This is a genomic window from Stappia stellulata (assembly GCF_020176715.1).
In the GTDB taxonomy this organism is placed as follows: domain Bacteria; phylum Pseudomonadota; class Alphaproteobacteria; order Rhizobiales; family Stappiaceae; genus Stappia.
Genome location: NZ_JAIVMF010000007.1, coordinates 124,410 through 144,931 on the forward strand (window position 1 = coordinate 124,410; position 20,522 = coordinate 144,931).

21 protein-coding genes are annotated in these 20,522 nt (G+C 64.8%); 9 read left to right on the forward strand and 12 right to left on the reverse strand.

Annotated elements, in window-relative coordinates; all coding sequences use genetic code 11:
- Positions 1-418: 418 nt before the first annotated feature.
- Positions 419-694: a PepSY domain-containing protein gene (locus LC092_RS10730; RefSeq protein WP_224806521.1), complete on the reverse strand. Its 276-nt coding sequence runs from the start codon at positions 692-694 to the stop codon at positions 419-421.
- Positions 695-838: 144 nt separating this feature from the next.
- On the opposite strand from LC092_RS10730, the gene LC092_RS10735 reads away from it, so the two are divergent.
- Both LC092_RS10735 and LC092_RS10740 read left to right on the forward strand, forming a co-directional pair.
- A complete protein-coding gene (locus tag LC092_RS10735; protein ID WP_224806522.1) occupies positions 839-1,498 on the forward strand; it encodes a response regulator transcription factor in 660 nt (219 codons plus the stop codon).
- Positions 1,495-2,835, forward strand: coding sequence for an ATP-binding protein (locus LC092_RS10740; protein ID WP_224806523.1), 1,341 nt, complete (start codon positions 1,495-1,497; stop codon positions 2,833-2,835). The genes LC092_RS10735 and LC092_RS10740 overlap by 4 nt, the downstream gene beginning before the upstream one ends.
- Before the next feature lie 175 nt (positions 2,836-3,010).
- Here LC092_RS10740 and LC092_RS10745 read toward each other — a convergent pair whose 3' ends face one another.
- Positions 3,011-3,358: an HPF/RaiA family ribosome-associated protein gene (locus LC092_RS10745; RefSeq protein ID WP_224806524.1), complete on the reverse strand. Its 348-nt coding sequence runs from the start codon at positions 3,356-3,358 to the stop codon at positions 3,011-3,013.
- Positions 3,359-3,503: 145 nt separating this feature from the next.
- Here LC092_RS10745 and LC092_RS10750 point away from each other — a divergent pair, with 145 nt between their 5' ends.
- Both LC092_RS10750 and LC092_RS10755 read left to right on the forward strand, forming a co-directional pair.
- The gene (locus LC092_RS10750; protein ID WP_224806525.1) at positions 3,504-4,613 is read left to right on the forward strand and encodes a TauD/TfdA family dioxygenase; all 1,110 of its coding nucleotides are present in this window, start codon (positions 3,504-3,506) and stop codon (positions 4,611-4,613) included.
- A gap of 55 nt (positions 4,614-4,668) precedes the next feature.
- Positions 4,669-5,100 (forward strand): NUDIX hydrolase, encoded by a 432-nt coding sequence (locus LC092_RS10755; RefSeq protein WP_224806526.1) that lies wholly within the window; start codon positions 4,669-4,671, stop codon positions 5,098-5,100.
- A gap of 28 nt (positions 5,101-5,128) precedes the next feature.
- Here LC092_RS10755 and LC092_RS10760 read toward each other — a convergent pair whose 3' ends face one another.
- Both LC092_RS10760 and LC092_RS10765 read right to left on the reverse strand, forming a co-directional pair.
- Complete coding sequence (locus LC092_RS10760; protein WP_224806527.1) at positions 5,129-5,848, reverse strand: nucleotidyltransferase family protein; 720 nt, start codon at positions 5,846-5,848, stop codon at positions 5,129-5,131.
- A 144-nt stretch (positions 5,849-5,992) separates the two neighbouring features.
- On the reverse strand, positions 5,993-6,883 hold the full coding sequence (locus LC092_RS10765) for a DMT family transporter (RefSeq protein WP_224806528.1): 891 nt from the start codon (positions 6,881-6,883) through the stop codon (positions 5,993-5,995).
- A gap of 74 nt (positions 6,884-6,957) precedes the next feature.
- On the opposite strand from LC092_RS10765, the gene LC092_RS10770 reads away from it, so the two are divergent.
- The 5 genes from LC092_RS10770 to LC092_RS10790 all read left to right on the forward strand — a co-directional run bounded on the left by LC092_RS10770 (position 6,958) and on the right by LC092_RS10790 (position 13,255).
- Positions 6,958-7,326: a winged helix-turn-helix transcriptional regulator gene (locus LC092_RS10770; protein WP_224806529.1), complete on the forward strand. Its 369-nt coding sequence runs from the start codon at positions 6,958-6,960 to the stop codon at positions 7,324-7,326.
- A gap of 276 nt (positions 7,327-7,602) precedes the next feature.
- Entirely contained in the window at positions 7,603-9,252 is a 1,650-nt protein-coding gene (locus LC092_RS10775) for an alpha/beta hydrolase (protein WP_224806530.1), read from the forward strand.
- 12 nt (positions 9,253-9,264) lie between these two features.
- Entirely contained in the window at positions 9,265-10,125 is an 861-nt protein-coding gene (locus LC092_RS10780; RefSeq protein WP_224806531.1) for a dienelactone hydrolase family protein, read from the forward strand.
- Between the two features lie 152 nt (positions 10,126-10,277).
- The gene (recQ, locus tag LC092_RS10785) at positions 10,278-12,077 is read left to right on the forward strand and encodes a DNA helicase RecQ (protein WP_224806601.1); all 1,800 of its coding nucleotides are present in this window, start codon (positions 10,278-10,280) and stop codon (positions 12,075-12,077) included.
- Between the two features lie 149 nt (positions 12,078-12,226).
- Positions 12,227-13,255, forward strand: a complete 1,029-nt coding sequence (locus LC092_RS10790; protein WP_224806532.1) for an integrase core domain-containing protein — start codon at positions 12,227-12,229, stop codon at positions 13,253-13,255.
- A gap of 18 nt (positions 13,256-13,273) precedes the next feature.
- Here the strand turns inward: LC092_RS10790 and LC092_RS10795 are convergent, their stop codons facing one another.
- From LC092_RS10795 to LC092_RS10830, 8 genes are all read right to left on the reverse strand, one after another.
- Positions 13,274-13,525, reverse strand: coding sequence for a hypothetical protein (locus LC092_RS10795; protein WP_224806533.1), 252 nt, complete (start codon positions 13,523-13,525; stop codon positions 13,274-13,276).
- 173 nt (positions 13,526-13,698) lie between these two features.
- Complete coding sequence (locus tag LC092_RS10800; RefSeq protein WP_224806534.1) at positions 13,699-14,352, reverse strand: class I SAM-dependent methyltransferase; 654 nt, start codon at positions 14,350-14,352, stop codon at positions 13,699-13,701.
- Complete coding sequence (locus tag LC092_RS10805) at positions 14,349-15,821, reverse strand: ParB N-terminal domain-containing protein (protein WP_224806535.1); 1,473 nt, start codon at positions 15,819-15,821, stop codon at positions 14,349-14,351. The genes LC092_RS10800 and LC092_RS10805 overlap by 4 nt, the downstream gene beginning before the upstream one ends.
- A 180-nt stretch (positions 15,822-16,001) precedes the next feature.
- The gene (locus LC092_RS21355) at positions 16,002-16,202 is read right to left on the reverse strand and encodes a Com family DNA-binding transcriptional regulator (protein ID WP_412103569.1); all 201 of its coding nucleotides are present in this window, start codon (positions 16,200-16,202) and stop codon (positions 16,002-16,004) included.
- A gap of 153 nt (positions 16,203-16,355) precedes the next feature.
- Positions 16,356-17,360: a phage late control D family protein gene (locus LC092_RS10815; RefSeq protein WP_224806537.1), complete on the reverse strand. Its 1,005-nt coding sequence runs from the start codon at positions 17,358-17,360 to the stop codon at positions 16,356-16,358.
- Positions 17,360-17,614: a tail protein X gene (locus LC092_RS10820; protein WP_224806538.1), complete on the reverse strand. Its 255-nt coding sequence runs from the start codon at positions 17,612-17,614 to the stop codon at positions 17,360-17,362. Before LC092_RS10820 ends, LC092_RS10815 begins: the two co-directional genes overlap by 1 nt.
- Positions 17,611-18,036 (reverse strand): phage tail protein, encoded by a 426-nt coding sequence (locus LC092_RS10825; RefSeq protein ID WP_224806539.1) that lies wholly within the window; start codon positions 18,034-18,036, stop codon positions 17,611-17,613. Before LC092_RS10825 ends, LC092_RS10820 begins: the two co-directional genes overlap by 4 nt.
- 3 nt (positions 18,037-18,039) lie before the next feature.
- Positions 18,040-20,517 carry a phage tail tape measure protein gene (locus tag LC092_RS10830; protein WP_224806540.1) on the reverse strand — a complete coding sequence of 826 codons (2,478 nt, stop codon included), beginning with the start codon at positions 20,515-20,517 and terminating at the stop codon, positions 18,040-18,042.
- Positions 20,518-20,522 lie beyond the last annotated feature (5 nt).

Sequence of the window (20,522 nt, forward strand, 5' to 3'; positions counted from 1 at the left end):
TCTCCTTGAAAATCTGTCGATGCGGGGAGAGTGGCCGTCCAGCCTGAGCGCTTGCTGGCGGTTTGCCGGTTTTCGCTTCAGCTTGGCGTCAGCTTGGAGCGCGGCGCAAAGAAAAGCCCGCGAGACCGCGGGCCCAGACTGATGACAAGCGGGCCCAGACTGATGACAAAGAGTGCGAATGCTCTCCAGCCTCATATCGGGCAAGCGGAAGCGCGACCCGGTATCGGAGAGCCAAACACCTATCCGTTTTTAGGAGTTGCCAGCGGCCGGGTCCCTGCCTCTCCGATCCCGGATCGCAGCTCACGCTGCGTCCGGGAGGACGCCTGCTCGAGGCTTTGTCATCATCCACCGCCCGCGAGACCGCGGGCTTCGGGAAAAAGGGGGCGGGCGAAACTGCGTCTCTTAGAGACGGCCGGTCTCAGTCGTCGAACTCGAATTCCACGATCTCCAGCGTCGCCGGATCGACCTTCACCTCGATGGCGCGGCCCTGGGCGTCGCGGCCCTTGATCTCGTAGCAGCCGTCATCGATCTTGATGCGCCGGACCGTCCAGCCCTTGGTCTCGGCCATGGTCTGGACCGCCTTGCGCGGCTGCCATTGCGCCATCGGCACGGTGCAGTCGTCGTCGCTGGCGCTGGCCGGACCGGCTGCGCCAAGGGACAAGGACGCGGCGAGGAGAATGAGGGGCATTTTCATGGGAACACTCCGCAGGGTTTGGATCTTGCCCCTTTCATGCACCGCCAATCTGACGCGGACCTGAAGCGGGCGCCCGGCGGGCTTCAGCTTGCGGTAAGGCCGAAAGGCGAGATAGATGCAAGGATCCACCAACGGCGAGCCATCATGCGCGTATTGCTGATTGAAGACGATGACGTGCTCGGTGCCGCCGTGCACGACCAGATCGCCGCCGACGGCCACTCGCTTGACTGGGTCAGGCGGCTCGATGCCGCCCGCGATGCCATCGCCGTTGCCGCCTACGATCTGGTGCTGCTCGACCTGATGCTGCCGGACGGGCGCGGCATTCCCTTCTTGAAGGAGCTGCGCGGTCGCGGTGATGTCACCCCGGTGATCATCCTCACCGCGCTCGACCAGGTCAGCGACCGCATCGAGGGGCTGAACGCCGGCGCCGACGACTATCTGGTCAAACCCTTCGATCTCGCGGAGCTTTCCGCCCGTATCGGCTCCGTCGCGCGGCGCTATTCCGGCAATCCCAATCCGGTCGTCACGCTGGGGCCGCTGGAAATCGATCTCGCCGCCCGCAGTGTGCGCAAGGACGGCAAGCCGGTGGCGCTGACGGCGCGCGAATGGGTGCTGTTCGAGGCCTTCGTCCAGCGCCCCGGCCAGTTGCTCTCCAAGGCGCAACTGGAAGAGCGGCTCTATTCCTTCGACACGGAGATCGAGAGCAACACCATCGAGGTGCATGTCAGCCGCCTGCGCAAGAAGCTCGGCCGCGGCGCGATCACCACCGAACGGGGGCTGGGATATCGCCTGGGCGCGCCATGAGGTGGCCGCGCTCGATCCAGCTGCGGCTTGCGCTGGCGATCAGCCTGGGGGTCACCCTGTTGTGGATGGCGGCGGCCACGGTGACGGCGACGATCCTGCGCCACGAGATGAACGAGGTCTTCGACAGCGCGCTTCAGGAGACGGCGCAACGCATCCTCCCGCTCGCCGTGATGGACATCGTCGCCCGCGAGGAAGAGGGGCTGACCCAGGAACTCGCGACCCTGCGGGCGCATGACGAGTTCTTCACCTACGTCGTGCGCGACGCGCAAGGGCGCCCCCTGCTGACCTCTCATGCCGCCGATCCGGGACTGTTTCCGGCCTTCGACGGCGTCGGGTTCCGCCAGACGGCAACGCATCGCTTCTATTTCGACGCGGCGCTGCAGGAGACGATCACCATCGCGGTCGCCGAACCGCTTGATCATCGCGCCGAGGTGGCGCGCGAGATGCGCATGGCGCTTGCCCTGCCGCTGCTGCTGGTCATTCCGCTCTCCGTGGCGGTGATCCTGCTGGCGGTCCGGCTCGGCTTCCGCCCGCTTCGCCGGCTGCGCGACGCGGTGGCCACCCGGGGCGCGGCGGACCTCTCGCCGGTGCCCGCTCACGACCTGCCCGGCGAGGTCGCGCCGATCGCGGGCGCGGTCAATCAGTTGCTTGCGCGGCTTGCCGCCGCCTTCGAGGCGGAGCGGAGCTTTGCCGCCAATGCCGCCCATGAATTGCGCACGCCGGTGGCCGGCGCGCTGGCCCAGGCGCAAAGGCTGCAAAGCGAAACGAGCGATCCCGACGCCGCCCGCCGGGCCGCGGAGATCGAGGCCACGCTGAAACGCCTGACGCGTCTGTCGGAAAAGCTGATGCAGCTGGCGCGCGCCGAAGGCGGCCGACTGCGCACCGGCCACCCGGCGGACCTGCGGCCGATCCTCAGGATGATCGCGGAGGATGTCGGGCGCGCCGAGGGGAGAGGCCGTGTGGCGCTTGAGCTTCCGCAGGCGGACGTCCTGTCCGACATGGACCCGGACGCCTTCGCCATCCTGGCCCGCAACCTGATCGAGAATGCCCTGAAACACGGCGCGCGCGAGACGCCGGTTTCCGTCACGCTGTCACCGGCCGGGCGCCTTGGCGTCACCAACGACGGCGTTGTGATCGCACCCGAAACGCTGGCCCGGCTGACGGGGCGCTTTGAACGCGCCGACGGGTCCGGCGAGGGCAGCGGTCTGGGACTGGCCATCGTGCGCACCATCGCCGAGCGCGCGGACTGCGTGCTCTCGCTCGCCTCGCCGGCGCCGGGCCGCAAGGGTGGTCTGGAGGCCGCTGTCGATCTGCCGACGACCGCGGATCGAGGCTAGGGGCGCGCGCACTTCGTTCGCTCAGCCTTCGCCAAAGACGCCGGCGACGTCGCTCTCGCGCCAGGCCCGAGGGGCGTTTCCTCCGGTTTCCCGGTGTGTTTGTCGGCCACCGTCTCGTTCCTCTCGGCCGGGTTGGTCTCGTTGCCTTGCAACAGGCGGCCCCGGAACATGGCGTCTATTGATCGCCGATGCGGATGGTTTCCCCGCCCTTGACGTGATTGCGCTTTCCAAGGGTCGTCTCCAGCGCCCGCTGCAGCTTCTTGGCAGCGCCCGAATAGGCGCTTTCAAGTGTCGCGGCCTGTTCGCTGACGGCCTCCGGTTGGCGGCCCTCCAGGCGGGCTTCGATGAGGCACCGCTTTGCGGGCGCGCCGGACTTGTTGCCGTCTTCATCGCTCAAATGCACTTCAATCCGGGTGATGTGCTGGCTGTAGCGGTCAAGGCGGGTGTGGATTTCGGAGGAGACGCGGGCCGTGAGGTCATCCCCACCGTCGATGTTCTCGTCCGTGTTGATCTGAATCTGCATGACCGCAATCCCTGCTGTGTCTTATCGGGCGCACGCCCGCTGCGGGCGACCAATCAACTGTAGCAGCCCCGGAGCGGACCACGCTGACTCAGATCAACATCTGACCGGAAGCCTGCCTGACCGGAAGCCGGGGCAGTCCTGGAAGATGGCGGATGTGTATGAAGGCCGCGTCGGCCATCGCCTGCCGCTGCTTGCGCCTGCTCGAACCTGCGAGCATCGCCGGTGCGGGGGGGGGGCGAATGGCGCGGCCGGACCAGGCATCCCCTGCGGCAAAAGTGCGGCGGCGCGAGAATGTGTTTGCAACGGAGAATTGCATTTTGTTACGATTTCGCCTTGGTCGAGATCATATTTCGGAAACGGTCACGATCCTGGCCCGGCTGTGTCAGCGTTCCGGGCTCTTCTCAGTCTTGGTGAAAAGGAATTTGGAGACAGCTGGAGGATCGAAATGGGCCGGGGTGTATTCGAAGCGCACCATATGGGCGATATTCTGTCCCGGGATCCCGAGGATGTGTTTCGGACCATCTCGACGTTCGGGATCGTCACTTTTTCTCTTCGTGGCGACAATCTGAGGGAAGAGCTGTCCTGTCTTGGCGCGGCGCTTGGCCGGGTCCGCCCTCATCCGCATTCGGACGCGGATGGTGCGACGACGATCGCCCCGAGACCGGGCACCGACCTGCGGGCCGGGCAACTGGGCTTCAGCCGGGAACACCTGCCGCCGCACACGGATGCGAGTGCGATGGAGTTCCCGCCCGATCTGCTCCTGAATGTCTGCGCGACGCCTGCCGCCCGTGGCGGCGAGGCCTTGCTGGTCGACATGCGCGCCGTGCTTGCCCGCGCCCTGCAACTGCACCCGGGGATGTTCGAACGTCTGCTGACACCGGGCTCCGCGATTTTCGGCACACCGGGACATACCCGGGCGGGATCGGTGTTCGAACTTTGCGACGGACGCGTCCATGTCCGGTTTCGCCAGGACGACGGCATGTTTTTCAACGCCAACGTGCTTGCGGAGGCAACGGCCTTGCTGGGTCTGGTCGATGCGATGACGGTTCAGCTCCACCTGAAGCGGGGACAGGGCTATATAGTCGACAATCACTGGTGGCTGCATGGCCGCACACGGTTTGACGGGCCGCGCGAAGTCATCCGGATCCTGGCCGACGTCGCATCGGAGCGTGCCGACGGTGTCCCGATGGGCGGATTTCCCTGGCAGGGCGTGTCGGCGCTGCGCGACCAAAGGCAGGCCGGAGCGGCCGGCTGACGCCGGCCGGGCGACAGTGGCGCGCAGGAAAGGCTCGCGGGATGGAGAGACAGGTTTGACCCGGGACAATCTCGTCGACGACAATGTGTCCTACCGGTTTCCCGTATCGGTCAAGGGCGTCCTGTTTGTCGACGACAAGGTCGTCCTGCTCAAGAACGAGCGCGACGAATGGGAATTGCCCGGAGGCAAGCTTGAACCCGGCGAGGAGCCGGAGAGCTGTGTCGTGCGCGAGATCGAGGAGGAACTGGGGGTCGAGGCGACGACGGCCGAGCTTCTCGACAACTGGGTCTACACGATCCGCGACGGCGTCATCGTCTATATCGTGACCTTCGGCTGTCCGGTGCTGAGCGGGGCGAGGGTCACCCACAGTCCCGAACACAAGGCGGTCGGGCTGTTCGCGCTCGACGAGGTGCCGGGGCTGACCATGCCCGAGGGCTACAAGCGCTCGATTGCCGCCTGGGCCCGCCGCCTCGGCATGGCGGCGTGACGGCCGCAATCCGCATGGCCGCGTGCGTCTATCCGAAGGTTTCGGCGAAGGCCGCGTCGTCCATCGCTTCCAGCTCTTCGATCTGGGCGAGCGTGCCGACGTCATACATGCCGTCGAATGTCACGGCCGCAACCGGAATGCCGTCGTCCATCATCATGCGGATCGCATCGGGCATCTCGTATTCGCCGCGGGGGGACAGCGGCAGATCGGCGAAATAGCGCTTCGCGTCGACGGAGAACTTGTAGATCCCGGCGATCGCAAGGTTGGAGGCCGGCCGCTCCGGCTTTTCCTCGATGCCGACAATGGTGCCGTCCGCGTCGGTGGTAACGATGCCGTAGCGTTCCGGGTCCGGCACCTCGACGACGCCGATAACGGTGCGGGCCGGACTGTCGACGACGGCGGCGACCGCATCGCGGGCAAAAAGGCTGTCGCCGAAGACCACCAGGAAATCCTCCTCGATCGCGGGAAGCGCCAGCCGCACCGCGCCGCCGGTGCCGTCCAGCGTGACCTGCTCGATATACTCGAATTTCGCGCTGTGCGGATGGCGGCCGTAATGCGCGACGATGCGCTCCGACAGATAGCCGACGACGAAGACGATCCGCTCGATCCCGGCCGCGATCAGGCTGTCGACGATGCGGTCGCACAGCGGGACGCCGCGTACGGGCACCAGGATCTTCGGGACGGTGTCGGTGATGGGACGCAACCGCGTTCCCCTGCCGGCACCCAGGATGACAGCCGTGCGGACCATGAATGTCTCTCAACGGTGGTGTGGGTCGGGCCACTGTGCGCTCCGGCAATCGTCCGCCGGCGCGCCGCGCGACAGCCGGGTCTTACGGGATCGCCGGGGCGAAGGCAACACGGGGCGGTCCAGTCAGTGGGAACGGGCGTGCATTTACAAAGCCACGATGAGCGCTGTTCCCGCCACGGTCATCAAGGCGCCGGCGATTGCCTGAGGTCGCGGAAGAACACCCTCTTTCAACCACAGGATGGGAAGGACAAGGACAGGCGCCAAGGAGCCCAAAACGGCGGAAATGCCGGCGTCAAATGTTGCGAATGCATAGAGCAGCAGCGTTGAGGACACCACATATCCAATGAAACCCGGCAAGATTGTCCGGCCTAGCAGATAGGGCGTGACCGTGCTTTGCGGTTTGAACGCCTGGTGCGGCCAGAGTGCGACAAGGGAGACGATAACGGCCGCTCCCGACAGGCGGATCGCGGACGCGGCCAAAGGGTCGGTTCCCGCAAGCATTGCTGGCTTCATCACGAGAAAACCGAAGCCCTGAAAGCCCGAGGCCGCGAGACCCAGGAGAACAATGGTCGCCATGGCGCCAGTCGAAGCATCGCTCTCGGAATGCTTGTTGCTCCCGTGGAAAATGGCAAGCACAACGCCGCATAGCGCGACGGCCGCGCCGAAAAGATCTGTGCCCGTCGGTGTTTCGTTCAGCCAGACGAATGCCATGACCCCGACCAGAGGCGCCTTCAGCGACAGCAAGAGTTCCGTGCGCCTTGGTCCTCCCCGACGCAGGCATTCGATCATGGCAAGATTGCCCAGAATGACACCGATACCGATACTTGCCGCGAAAGAGGGCCAGTATTCCCAGGCAACCGTCGGCCAGAGGTCGAGGCCCGTGCAAAGGCCTGCAAGGATTGCCGAACAGGCGACGAGCTGGATCCTTGTGAATTCAAACGTACCCAGCTGGCGAACAGGCCATTGCGCCAGAACAATGCCTCCCGCCCATCCCAAGGATGCGGTCATGGCCGCGAGGGCCGGAAGTACCAGCATGACAGTGCCTCGTTCAAACGCTACATTATAAGTAGCAATAAAATGCTACGGAAAATGTAGCAAGGGAGAATGGCATGGCCTCACGTATCCCTGTGCCCGGCGGACCCGTGCGAGGGTCAAGATCCGGCAAGCCGATCATGGCGTTGTTCGACTTGCTCGGACGCAGCTGGGCGCTTGGCGTGATCTGGCAACTTTCGGGCGGCCCCCTGACGTTTCGGCAGCTCCAGGAAAGCTGCGAGCAAGTGTCGCCGACCGTTTTGAACCGACGCATCAAGGAGCTGACGTCGAGCGGGCTGATGGAACGGGGAGACAAGGGCTATCGACTGACCGTGGCCGGTGCCGAGTTGTTTGAGCTGCTCAGACCAATGGGCGCATGGTCCAAGTCATGGGCGCACAATCTGTCTTGCGATGAACACGGCGACCGGATGCGGGATCGCAAATGAGGGTGCAATGGGGGCGAGGTAAGATGCCCCGCATCTGTCAGTACGCCTGACGGCGCCGCTCGCTCCGCAAGTCCTGGCGCCAGACCCGCGCAAGCGCGGGGTGGCCACAATGTCGGGGGTGCTGCGTCTGGTGAAGGACTGCGGGGCGGCGTTTTTCTCGGCGACGAACCTGTTGATGGCGGCTTGCATCTCGCCGGTAGTGCGGAACACGCCGTGCATCCGGCGCGGTCAACTGACACAATGAGCCGGGACCCCGCCAGAACAGGAGCGCGCGTCGTGATACGGTTGAAAGAGATTTCGCTGGCCGGGCTGGTGCTCGGTCTTGTTTTTTTCGCGGTCTCTCTCACGCCCTCGCTCATTCCGCGCGGGGCGCTGGTGCAGGGCATCCTCGGCGGGCTGGTGATGGCGCTGGGGTATCTCTGCTGGTGGGTGTTGCGGCTGATCTGGCGGTTTGCCGATATGCCGGAGCCGCATGGCGCGGCGAAACGCTGGCTGCTCGCGGGTATCGGCCTTGGCACGCTGGCGCTGTGCGGCTGGACGCTGCTGTCGAACCTGACCTGGCAGAATGACCTGCGCGCCAAGATGGGCATGCCGCTCGCCGACGGTCTGGACCTGATCCCCTTGACGCTTGCGGCGGTCGCGACCTTCTCTGCCTGTTTTGTTGCCGGCGCCTTCGTCGACTGGCTGGTGCGCCTCGTGCGCGCCCGCCTGTTGAAGGTCATGCCGGAACGCCGCGCCAATGTGCTGGCCCTCGTCGTCGTGGGGCTGGTCCTCTTCGTCGTCACGCGGGACGGGGTCTACGATCAGGTCGTGACCCGGCTCGATGCAAGCTACGAGACCGCGCAGAAGCTGTTCGACACCGCACCGCCGCCGCCCGAAAACCCGGATCTGACCGGCGGCGCCAATTCGCTGATCGACTGGGGCGGTCTGGGAACGCCCGGCCGCAACTACGTTCTCGACGGGCCGGACGCGGAGGCCATTGCCGCCTTCACCGGCGCGCCGGCGCTCGACCCCATCCGTGTCTATGTGGGCCGCGCCAACGGCGAAACCGCCAAGGAGCGTGCCGAACTCGCGCTCGCCGAACTCAAGCGGCGGAACGCCTTCGAGCGCAAGGTGCTGGTGGTCGCAAGCCCGACCGGCACCGGCTGGCTCGACCCCGGCAGCCACGATCCGCTGGAATACATGCATGGCGGCGACATCGCCACGGTGGCCGTGCAATACTCCTACCTGCAATCGCCGCTGGCGCTGATCCTGGAAACCGACACCGGCCTCGACCAGGCGACGGCGCTGCTGGAGACCGTCCACCGCCATTGGCAGACCCTGCCGCCCGACGACCGGCCCCGGCTCTATGTCCACGGTCTGAGCCTCGGCGCCTGGTCGTCGATGCATGCGACCAACCTCTTCCGCCTGGTCAACGATCCGATCGATGGCGCCTTCTGGGCCGGACCGCCGTTTCCTTCCGCCTTCTGGCGCTATGTCCAGAACGCGCGGGTCGAGGGCAGCCCCTGGGTGCTGCCGCAAATCGGCGACGGTTCCTTCATCCGCTATGCCAATCATTTCGAGGATGCCTCGAGCGGCGCGCCCTGGGGCGGCATGCGCATCGTCTTCCTGCAGTATTCCAGCGATCCCATCGTCTTCTACGAGCCGGCGTCGCTGTGGCGCGCGCCGCCGTGGATGTCGGATCCGCCGGCGCCGGATGCCTCGGCGCATATGACCTTCATGCCCGTCGTCACGCAATTCCAGCTTGCGCTCGACATGGCGCTGTCCTTCGGCGCCCCTCCGGGGCACGGCCACGCCTATTATGCGCGCGACTATATCGACCCGTGGGTCCAGGTGAGCGCGCCGGAGGGCTGGACGGCGGCCGACACGGACCGGCTCAAGGCCCATTGCGACAACGGCTTCCAGAACGGATGCGACAATGACTGACCGGACCCGGGCATGAGGCGCTGGCTGATCGGGGGCGGTATTGTCGTCGTGCTGATCGCGGCGGCACTTGCGGTGAACGGCTTTCGCGGGCGTCTCGGCTGGACGGCCAATCCGCAGACGCCGCAAGAGATCGCCGCGCTGATCGCTCCCGCCATGCGCTGGACGCTGCCTGAAGGCGAAGGGCCGCATCCGGTCGCGTTGCTGCTGTCGGGCTGCGACGGCCCGCGCACCAACCTCGACCGGCTGGCCGTGGAGCTGGCGGACGCGGGCTGGGCCTCCGTCCTCGTCGACAGCCACGGGCCGCGCGGTCTCGACGAGGCACAGCTCTGGCGGCTGGTCTGTGCCGGGCAGCTGCTGAACGGCACGGAGCGCGCCGCCGATATCGCCGTGACGCTCGCCAGCTTGCGCGACCGCCCGGAGATCGATGCGTCCCGCGTCGTCCTGATCGGCGTCTCCCACGGCGGCTGGACAACGCTTGATTATCTCGCCATGGCCCGCGCCGGCACGCTGCCGCCGCTCTTGACCGAATGGCCGGAGGAAATCGCCGCCGACCCGCTGGCCGGGATCCGGGGCACCGTTCTCTATTATCCCTATTGCGGCCCGGCGAGCCTCGGCGCCTCGGCGCCGTTGCCGTCGGAATTGTCCTATCGGTTCCTGCTGGTGGAGGGCGATGCCATCGCCGGCGAGCGGTCCTGTCTGACGGTGGCGGGGCGGCTTCTGGCGGAAAAGGCCGATGTCGCCGTCACTCTCTACAAGGGCGTGACGCACGGCTTCGATGTCCGGGAAAAATCCTTCCTGAGCCCGCTGGAGTTCGACCCGGCCACCACGGAAGCCGCGATCACCGCCACGCTGGAGTTCCTCGGCCCGCCGTGAGGCCGGCTGGCGGGGAGGGGCGAAGCGACAACGAATCATGCGCCTTGACGCGCACCGCTGACCCGGTCGTGACCGGGACCGGGGCAGGCATCGCTCATCCGCGTCCAAAGCTGCTATGAAGGGCGCAGACTGATTCCTCCATGCTGAAGACGATGACCGCCAACACCCTCGAAATCCTCAGATCCGTTTACGGTTACGACTCCTTCCGCGGGCTGCAGGCCGCTATCGTCGACCATGTCGCAGGCGGCCGGAACGCCTTCGTGCTGATGCCGACCGGCGGCGGCAAGTCGCTCTGCTACCAGATCCCGGCGCTTGCCAGGCCCGGCATGGGCCTCGTCGTGTCGCCGCTTCTGGCGCTGATGGCGGACCAGGTCGCGGCGCTGCGGCAGGCGGGCGTGCGGGCGGCTGCGCTCAATTCCGACTTGCCGGCCGAGGAGCGCGGCGCGCTGTGGCGCGACATCCATGCCGGTGCAGTGGACCTTTTGTACGCGGCGCCCGAAACGGTCTTGCGCCCCGAGGTCCTGAACCAGCTCGAACGCACGCATCTGTCGGTGATCGCCATCGACGAGGCTCATTGCCTGTCGCAATGGGGGCACGACTTCCGCCCCTCCTACCGCCAGCTCGACGCGCTGGTCCGGCGGTTTCCCGGCACGCCGCGCATGGCGCTGACGGCAACCGCCGACGAGCCGACGCGCGCGGAAATCCTCGCCCATCTCGACATCGCCGGCACCGACGCCTTTATCGCCGGTTTCGACCGTCCCAACATCCGCTATGCGATCAAGGAAAAGGACAATCCGCGCGCGCAGCTCAAGGACTTCCTGAAGCGCCATGCGAACGAGAGCGGCATCGTCTACTGCCTGTCGAAACGCAAGACCGAGGAAACCGCGGCCTGGCTGTGCGACCAGGGCCATGAGGCGCTCGCCTATCACGCCGGCATGGACAAGGCGGTGCGCGAGGCCAATCAGGCGCGGTTCCAGCACGGCGAGGCGGTGATCATGGTCGCCACCATCGCCTTCGGCATGGGGATCGACAAGCCCGACGTGCGCTTCGTCGCCCATCTCGACCTGCCGGGAAGCATCGAGGCCTTCTATCAGGAGACGGGCCGGGCCGGACGCGACGGCCTGCCGTCCGACACGCTGATGCTCTACGGGTCCGACGATATCGCGCTGCGCAGCCGGTTCATCGAGGAGTCGGATGCGCCCGACACCCGCAAACGCATGGAGCGGCAGAAGCTCGACGCGCTGCTGGGGCTGGCCGAGACGGCGGGCTGCCGTCGGCAGGCGCTGTTGTCCTATTTCGGCGACACTTGCGCGCCCTGCGGCAATTGCGATACCTGCGAGGAACCGCCGGAACTCTTCGACGGCACGATCGCCGCACAGAAGGTGCTATCCTGCATCTACCGGACCGGCGAACGCTTCGGGCAGGCCTATGTCGTCGATGTCCTGCTCGGCGTCGAGAACGAGCGCATCGCCCAGTTCGGCCACGACAGCATCTCCACCTACGGCATCGGGACCGAGCACGACAAGGCGACATGGCGGGCGATCCTGCGCCAGCTGATCGCGTTGCGTCTCGTCAATGTCGATCTTGCCGGTCACGGCGGTCTGTCGATCGCGCCTCAGGGGCGCGAGTTCCTGCGCGAGAAGCCGACCTTGATGCTGCGCGTGCCGCCGCCGCCCAAGGCTCGCCGCCGCGCGGCGGTGTCCGACGCGCTTCGCGCCGCCATTTCCGACACGGATCGCCTGTTGTTCGAAGCCCTGAGGCACACGCGCACGGAGCTTGCCCGGGCGCAGAACGTGCCGCCCTATGTGATCTTTCACGACAGGACGCTTGTCGAACTCGCGACCACGAAGCCGGCCTCAACCGCGGAAATGGCGACCGTGCCCGGTGTCGGCAAGGCGAAGCTGGAGCGCTACGGCCCGGCCTTCCTCACGGTCATCGCGGAACATGCCTGACGCCGGACCCATTCGACCTTGCGCGCCGCCCCTGTCTCGGGGGCGCTGGTGTCGACGTCGCGAGGCTGGAAAAATGCCCGACCTGAGAGATAGGTGACAGAACGTTCCGGACACATAGGTAACACTTTCCGCTTTTTCGGGAGGTGTCGATGCCGTGGCAAGAGGTGTCCAAAGTGGAGGAACGTCTTCGTTTCGTCGCGCGTCTTCTTGATGGAGAAGGCATGAGTGGGGTGTGTCGCGATTTCGGTATTTCCCGCAAGACCGGCTACAAGATCTGGAACCGTTATCGGCGGGACGGGATGGACGCCTTGTGCGACCGGACCCGCCGTCCGGTGCGCTACGCCAACCAGCTGCCGGAGCAGGTTGAGCGCCTGATCGTCGCCACGCGGCAGGACAAGCCCCATTGGGGTGCGCGCAAGATCCGGGAGGTGCTCGTGCGCAAGCTGGCCGGCGATGTGCGCATTCCGGCGCAAAGCACGGTGCATGCGGTTCTGGACCGGCACGGCCTTGTCAGCAGAGCCCGCAAGAGGCGGCGCGCCAACAAGGCTGCAGGCACGCCTCTTTCGGCCGGTCTTGCCCCAAACGATCTTTGGGCCGCGGATTTCAAGGGCGAATTCAAGCTGGGCAACCGGCTCTACTGTTACCCTTTGACGGTCACCGATCATGCGTCCCGCTATCTTCTGAGCTGCGAGGCCTTTGACTCAACGAAGGAAAGGCCGGTCCTGGACGCCTTTCTCGCCCTGTTCAAAGAGCGCGGATTGCCCTGTGCGATCCGGACGGACAACGGCTTGCCGTTCGCCTCGCCGAACGGGCTCTACAATCTGTCGAAACTCTCGGTGTGGTGGCTGCGCCTGGGCATCGGGATCGAGCGCATCAAGCCAGGTCATCCCCAGCAGAACGGCCGTCACGAGCGCATGCATCTGACCCTCAAGAAGGAGGCCACGCGGCCTCCCGGCATGAACAGCCTGCAGCAGCAGGCCAAATTCGATGCTTTCGTGAGGGAGTTCAATGACGAACGGCCCCATGAAGCGCTCGCCATGAAGACGCCCGCGGAAGTCTACACAGCATCATCGAGGCAATATCGGGGACTGCCGGACCTGGATGTAGCGCGCAAAAACAAATGGCACTGCGCGCAAGATCAAATGGCAACCGATTTCGGGTCGGGAAGCGCTATTTGAAGGCCGCTCAAACCAACTTCAATCGATGATCCCTTCTGCCCTCATGATCCGCTCGGCAAGTCCGCAGTGAGAGCTGCCCGGTTGATGGCGGATGAATGCCCCCTGTGACACAGCCCGTTCAATCGCGCCCCATGTCACAGGCTCCAGTGCGTCGTATTTGATGAAGTAGGCTTCCAGGCGATCGGTATCGATATCGATCCGGCAATGATCCGCCGCCCCCAGATAGAACGCGACCGTCTCCAGCCGTTTCATGGTGGTGGCGTCGGGCATGGCGAACAGGCTCGATGCGCTCAGAACCAAGCCGGTGGCTGCTGCAATTATCGATCGGCAAATCATGGTCTCGTCGGTCCTTGCGCAATGTCGGGACTGTACAGCCTGTCAATCAAGAGATCCTCTCACGACCACTGACTCTGTCGCAAGATCCTCCCGTCCAAGAGTTTGATCTAGGCGGGAGGACACGGGTTGATCTCGGGCGTGATGATCCACCCGCCAAAGTCGGCGAAGCGGAACACCTCGATCGCTGGATCTATTTCCCGGCGGTCGATCGGCCTTTGAACGCCAATCAGCTTCATCTCTTTTTCGGCCACGTCATGCGGGGTTGCGCCCGACTGCAGCTTGTTGTGCCAGGTGAGCCGGGCGAGCACCGTGCCCTCGTAGCCTGGCGCGGTCACGCTCTTGTCGAAGACGATGATGCACCCACCTGGTTTAAGGCTCGCCCTGAGATGGGCGAGCAACTTCAATCGTTGTGAGACCGGCAGAAACATGAGGGTGAGAAACAGGATCGCAACGTCGAAAGGCTGATAGTCGAACGTTGCCGCATCTGCACAGATCGCGGTTCCCGGAGCCTGATAGGCCCGAACCATGTCGGGGCACTCATCAAGGGCAATGAGCTGCGCATGCCGTTCCTCCAAGACACCAGCCAGCGCTCGGCCGACATTCCCGGTGGAACATCCGATATCGTAGACAAGCCCACCTTTCGGGATGTAGTGCCTCGCGATCAGAGCCGCCGCATCCGATGCCAGTTCGTACCAGGGCAGTTGCTCACGGACGTGCGCATCAAAAGCCCCTTCAAACCCCCGAAACGTCCAATCCGTCATAGCGCAACTCCCAACCGCTTGCTGAATGCGGCAAGCGCCTCTTCAACCAGCCCCATGCGGCCGTCCGCATAGGGAAGATCAAACTCGAACTCCAAAGCCTTGCGGAGCCGAGCCGGATTGACAGGATGCGGGTGTTGGCAGACCGCAGTCACGTTGTTGATGTGTTCGCCGATCGTCACCGCGCCGAAGTGCCTCTCGAAGAGCGCTTCAAACTCAGACGGCTGAAAGTACTTCTGGATCTTGGGATCAGCGTTCAGTTCGGAGACGGCAAGCCCCGGTTCGTCGCTCAACACAAAACGGGCACTGCGCGAAGAGGTTTCGCCCAAGCCGATCCCGGTCGAGCATTCCTTCCAATTCGGATCCTTGCGAGATCGCGCGGCGGCGAACAAGGTCGTGTCCGGTGAGCAAAGGGCCGCGCAGATCGTCACGACGTGCGCCCGGTCGGTCTCAAACGGAACGCTGTTCAAGACGCTGGAGAGCATCACCGACGAGAATGGCAATTGCTGCGAGACAGCTTTCAAAAAGCGGAAGGCTGATCGACGGCCTGCCGTGACCGTCGGCTTCTTCCCCGACGCCCGATAGGGTTCAAAGGTCGTGACCTTCACGCCAATCTTTCGAAGTATTCGGGCTTCATCGCCCTGGCCGGCTCCAAAGTCGAGCAGGCGCTCGCCGTACAGCGCTCTCAACTCCTTGCGGTGTTTCCCAATGGAGAAGTCGCGGCAGCGCTTGACGCCGAACGCAAACAGGTAGCCGCTTCCAAGCGATCGGCGACGCTGGCGCGCGCGCCGAAAGGCATTGTTGCGCAGGACATCCTTGAACCCATCGGAGAAGCTGAAGTCCATGCTGAGTTTGTTCAGCGTGAACCGCGCCAGTTCGGCGTCCTGATCGGGCTTGAGCACAACGCAGTCGATCATGTCCTGCCGACGCGCCGAGGCTTCCTGTAGTCGGCCAATTCCGTTCAAGACATCGCCACCCGGTGTGATGACAATCGGCATTTGGACATTGTAGGCCGCGAGCTGCCGGGCCGCATTGGCGGCGTAGCGTTCGAACCTGTCCACATTGCGCGAGAGCAGCTCCCCGACACTCCATTGCTCCATCGTCAAACAGGGATACGGATCGGGCGCGTCGGGCAGGTCCTGAAGCCGAAAGAAGAGGTCCTCGATCGGAAGCCTGCTGTGATCCGTGTCCGTCAGCCGAAAGTCGTTTGTGGCCCGATTGAATGTGAGGTTCACACCGTGGGCGTCGCGCTCGTCTTTCTGACGAAAGACGACCGGCAGTTGCCACCCAAGTTGACGAGCAGCGACGGCGCGCTGATGCCCTGAGAGAATCACACCGGCCTTGGTCGCGTAGAGGGGAAGCAGGAAGCCAAACTTCTCCAACGAGAGCCGGACCAGTTCCAGCCTTGCAGGGTCTGTTTTGCGGGGATTGTTCGGGTCTGCGACGACGGTTTCGGGGGAGACGAGTTCCATCACAGGCCGAGCCTCCGCTTGACTTCCGCCACCATGTCTTCACGCGCGAACCCGACCTCGGCCGCCAGCTCCTTCTCCCATTTCTCGAACCTGTCCCTATCCAGTTTGAACACATGCGGCCCAACCCGGATGGTCGCCATCGGTGGGGTTGAGCAAACGTCATAGTCGTGAGGATGCTTCTTAGAAGTTCCGGCCATTTTGAGCATTAATCCCGTTTTTGCGCTCCTGGCGCTCGGGTTGGGGCTCGACAGGCCTCAAGGCATTGATCGTGCCGCATCGCGGGCACTTGATTTCGATCGTGTCAGATATCGCGCGCGGTGCCGCTTTCATCAAGAGACGACGGCAGCTCGCGCATCGGATGGACTCCACGTTGTACCTCACATAGAACCAACCCCGCTGCCGATCGTTCCGGTCAGCAGAAGCGGCGGGGTCGCTGTTGAGGTAGACTTGCAGCGTGTGGGGATCTGATTGGCGTTAGGCCCCACGGTCCGGAAGTCGCATTCCGGGCTCCCCGCTCCTCACAGGGCGTTTTTCCTACTCCTGGCCTCCTTTCTTCCCGCCCTCCGGGACTTCCAGTTCAATGGTCGTTGTGTAGGTGTCGGCGAAGCTGTGTTCCACGCTCGCCACCCGCCAGCGCCCGTTGATTTCGGGGCGGAAGCCTATGAGCTGCGCATCGGTCTCCGCCTGGGCTTCGGGCAGGCCGGCAAGCGTCACGCTGCCCGATCCCGTCGCGCGCGACAGCCGCTCGCCTTCGGACTTCGCCGCAGCCTTGGCCTCGGCCTGTGTCGGCAGGGCATGGCGCAAACGGCGCTCGGGGCCTTGCATGCCGGTCTGTTCGGTCTCGATCTCGGTCTTGCCGGTTGCGCGGTCGTACCATTTGGCCGAGGTCGACCCGTATTCGGGACGCGGGTCGACATCGAAGCTCCAGTCGCGGCAATCCGACTTGGCGATGGTGAGTGCCGGCAGGGTCAAGCCGGAGGCCGACCCGGAGCCGCGTTTGACCAGCAGCATCTTTCCGTCCTTGACGGCGAAGAGCGCGCCGAAACGGTCGGCGATCCGGGTGCCGAAATCCAGCGTCGACTGGTCGAGCCGGGCGATATAGGGGAGCCTCTCGTTGGCGAGCGCGGGACTGACGACCGCCTGTAGCCCATGCCGGCCGGCAAGCTCCTGGACAAGGTCCCCGACGGTTCTATCGTCGAAATGCTCGGAGACGGGTTCCTTGAGATCGGAGCGCATGTCGGCCGATCGCCCGGAGATCGTCAGCCGCTCCCCGTCCGGCCCGCCCTCGAACGCAAGGCCCTCGACCGTGTAGAGACCCATCTTCCAGGAGCCGACGCCCCGGAACCCGAAGGATACGGCGATCAGCGCGCCGGGTGCGGGAGCTGCCACTTCATTGCGGGCATCGTCGAACACAAGCTCCACCGTATCCGCATCCTGGCCGACCTCATCGCGGATCGTTGCAGTGCTCAACCGCTCATAGAAAACCGCGTTAACCGGCTTGCCGCCGACCGTCACTTCAATGAAGGGCTTGTCGCGCATCAGTCCCACAGCCTCACGGATTGCTTGTCCTCCACGATCCGCCATTCGGGCAGGTGCACTGTCGCTCCCAGGGGCAGCAAAGGCCCGGTCGCGACCAGCTCCGGATTGGCTTCCAGGATCGCCTCGACATAGCCGGCAAGCCGGGATGCGCGTGCCGTATCGCCGAGCCGCAACGCCGCGTTTTCGAAGGCGATCAGATCGAGCGTCGCGTCGGGCTTGGTGACACGCACCGTCTCGGCAGGAAGCACGGTCATCTGAACAGCCCTCCCGGTGCGCCGTCGCCGGCATGCGGGGCAACCTCAATGGAAAACTCCAGCTTCCGGCCCTGTCCGGCGCGCGAGATGATCGATTGCGTGTCGAACACGCGCTGGATGACCACGCGGCCGAACACCCGGCCGGCGGTCTCGGCGGTCCAGCCGACCATCATCACGGGCGTTGCCGCCATTTGCGTTGCCCGGATTGCCTCGAACTCGTCGCGGCCACCGAACTCTTCCGGATAGAGAAGCCCGGTGATCGTCACGGGGTTCTCGCCGACCCCGGTGAACTGGCGCCCGGGCGCCCGGCCGAAGCGCTCGACTGCCGGCCAGCGCGCCTCGGTCTCGCGCTCGATCGACTGGAAATTGAGCGGCAGGATCTCGAAGACATGCGGCCCGAGGGCGAGAAGCGGCACGGCCATGGTCTACTCCGTTCCATCGTGCAGCGCGCCGGTCCGTCCCCGGCGCACGGCGGCCTCGATACCGGCATTCGCGGCACGTCCGGCCGCGACCGGATCGACGACGCCGGAGATCGACTGGTTGACCGTGACATTGACCTGCGGCGGGCGCTTGTCGGTGACGGAGGCGGAGATCTCCTGTTCGACCTTCGCCGGCGGCAGGCTGTCGAGATAGTTTTGGAGTGGTGGGATTGGCTCGGGCGGAGGGGATGGGAATGGAGAAACAGAAGCACCGGCTGCCAAGCCGTTCTTTTCTCGAATTGCGGCTACGTCGCTTTGGGTCTCTTCACCGCCTCCACCGAACGGCCAGTCAAACTTCAGCATCGCCTTAAGCGCATCCACCTGCGCCTGAACCCAGGTCGACAGCCGCTGCCACGACCCTTGAAGCCCTTCCAGGATCGCGTCGACGATCGCGGTTCCGAACCCGACGAAGGCGCGCAGCGTGGCCTTGATCGCATTACCGAGGCGCTCGCCGATCCGCTTGCCGGCGGCCTCGATCCCGGCCGCGTCTCCTGCGCTCAAGTTCTCTTGCGTGAAGAGCGAGCCAAAGAAGTCGGCGACCGCCTGTTTGGCCTTTGAGAGCCCTTCAATGAGGCCGGAGAAATCGAACATCCGGGCGAAATATTCCGCGACCCGATCGACGTTGATCCCGATCGCCTCGGCCATCTCGCGAGCGCGCGCGGCGACGCTGTCGACAAAGCCGTTCCAGGCGGCTTTGACCGCCTCGATTTCCGGCGCGAAGGCCTCGCCAAGCCCCTGGAAAAAGCCGGAGACGGCAGTCGACAGTCGTTCCCAATACTTCCAGACGAAAAAGGCAGCAGCTGCCAGCGCTGCGATCGCGGCCGTCACGGGCCATGCGGCCGCCGAGATTGCCGCAAGTGCGGTGGTGGCAGCGGTCTTTAAGCCGGCGAAGACCGCGCCGATCGCCGCGCCCTTTCCGAAGGTCGAAAGCATACGCAGACCGGCAAGCGCCGATTTCACCCTGTTCGGACCAAAGGATGCCAGGAAGAGCCCCGCCTGCGCGGCCAACCAGCCGAACCCGCGTCCCGCGCTGCGCAAGCCCCGCAGTGAGCGGGCAAGCATTGAGACGTTCCGGCCGCTTTCGCTGAACCGCCAGAACAGGCTGATCAGTTTGATCAGAGGCCCGGCGATCAGGGCATGCGCATAGCCAACAAGCCGCGAGGCAATACCGAAGGCAAGCAACGCGCCCGTGCCCTGGACGATGGCCTCGGTCAGTTCCGGTTGGCGTTCCGCAAAGGCGGACACCCTGTCGATCAGACCGCCGAGACCTTCGACCGCATGGCCGAGCGGTTCCAGAAGCTGATCACCGAGCACGATGGCAAGCGCGGCAAGTCGGTTGCGCAGAAGCTCCAGCTTGTTTTGCGTCGTCTCCGCGCGTTTCTCGTACTCTTCCAGCGCCGACCCTGCATAGTCGGCCTCGTTGCCCACCAGTTCGAACGCCTGGCGCAAGAGATCCGGATTGTTCAGCAACTTGGAAAAATCGTCGGAAAAGTCCTGGCCGACCAGGTCGATCAGAGCCTTCATGCCGTCCGGCGATTTCGACAACCGGTCGAACAGGTCGGAAAGGGCCGCCGGCGCATCGTCTTCCAGAGATGCCATGAAGCCGCGATAGGACAGACCTGCCGTCTTGAGCGCGGATTTCGCCTTGTTCGATCCCTGCGCAAGTCGGTTGGCAAGCGCTGAAAGACCGCGCGCGGCGGTCTCCGGCATGATGCCGGCCGCGACCATCGCCGCGCCGACGGCGTTCATTTCGACGGCCGTCAGCCTTAGGGTTCGCTGCGCGCCGGCGGCGCGATTGGCGAAGTTGGTAATCTCGGCCGCCGTCGCGGCCATGTTGTTCGACAGGTGGTTTGCGCTGTCGGCGTAGAGCTCGAGCTGGTTCTGGTTGAGCTTGTAGACGTTGCGCAGTTTGGCGAAGCGGGTGCCGATCTCGCCAGCCGTCATGTCGAAGGCGACGGCCGCGCGCGCCGTGGCCTTGGTGAAGCGCTCCAGTTCTTGCGTCGGGATACCTGCCTGCGCGGCCGAGGCCATGATCGTCGTGAGGCCGGTCGACGACAGCGCGATCTCGCGGCTCATGCCGATCAGACCCTGGCGGATCTCGCCGAGCTTGCGCGCCGGCGCATCCAGGACCTTTTCAAGGTCGGCGAAGGCCTCTTCGAACTGCATCGCCGCGCGCACCGGCGCACCGAGCGCGACGGCCATGCCGACCGCGTCCATCAGCCGACCGCGGGCCCGCGTCAACAGCTGTTCGGCGTTGTTGAGCGCGGTGTCGATGTTGCTCTCAGAAAAGCCTTGCCGGATCGCTCCTGAGAACCCCGTGCGCAGCTCCTGAAACTGCTTCCGGATGCCGCCGACCTCGTTGCGGACCTTGTCCGCGCCCTTGGTCAGGAACTGGATCAGAAGCGAGACATTCATGCCGGACATGCGCG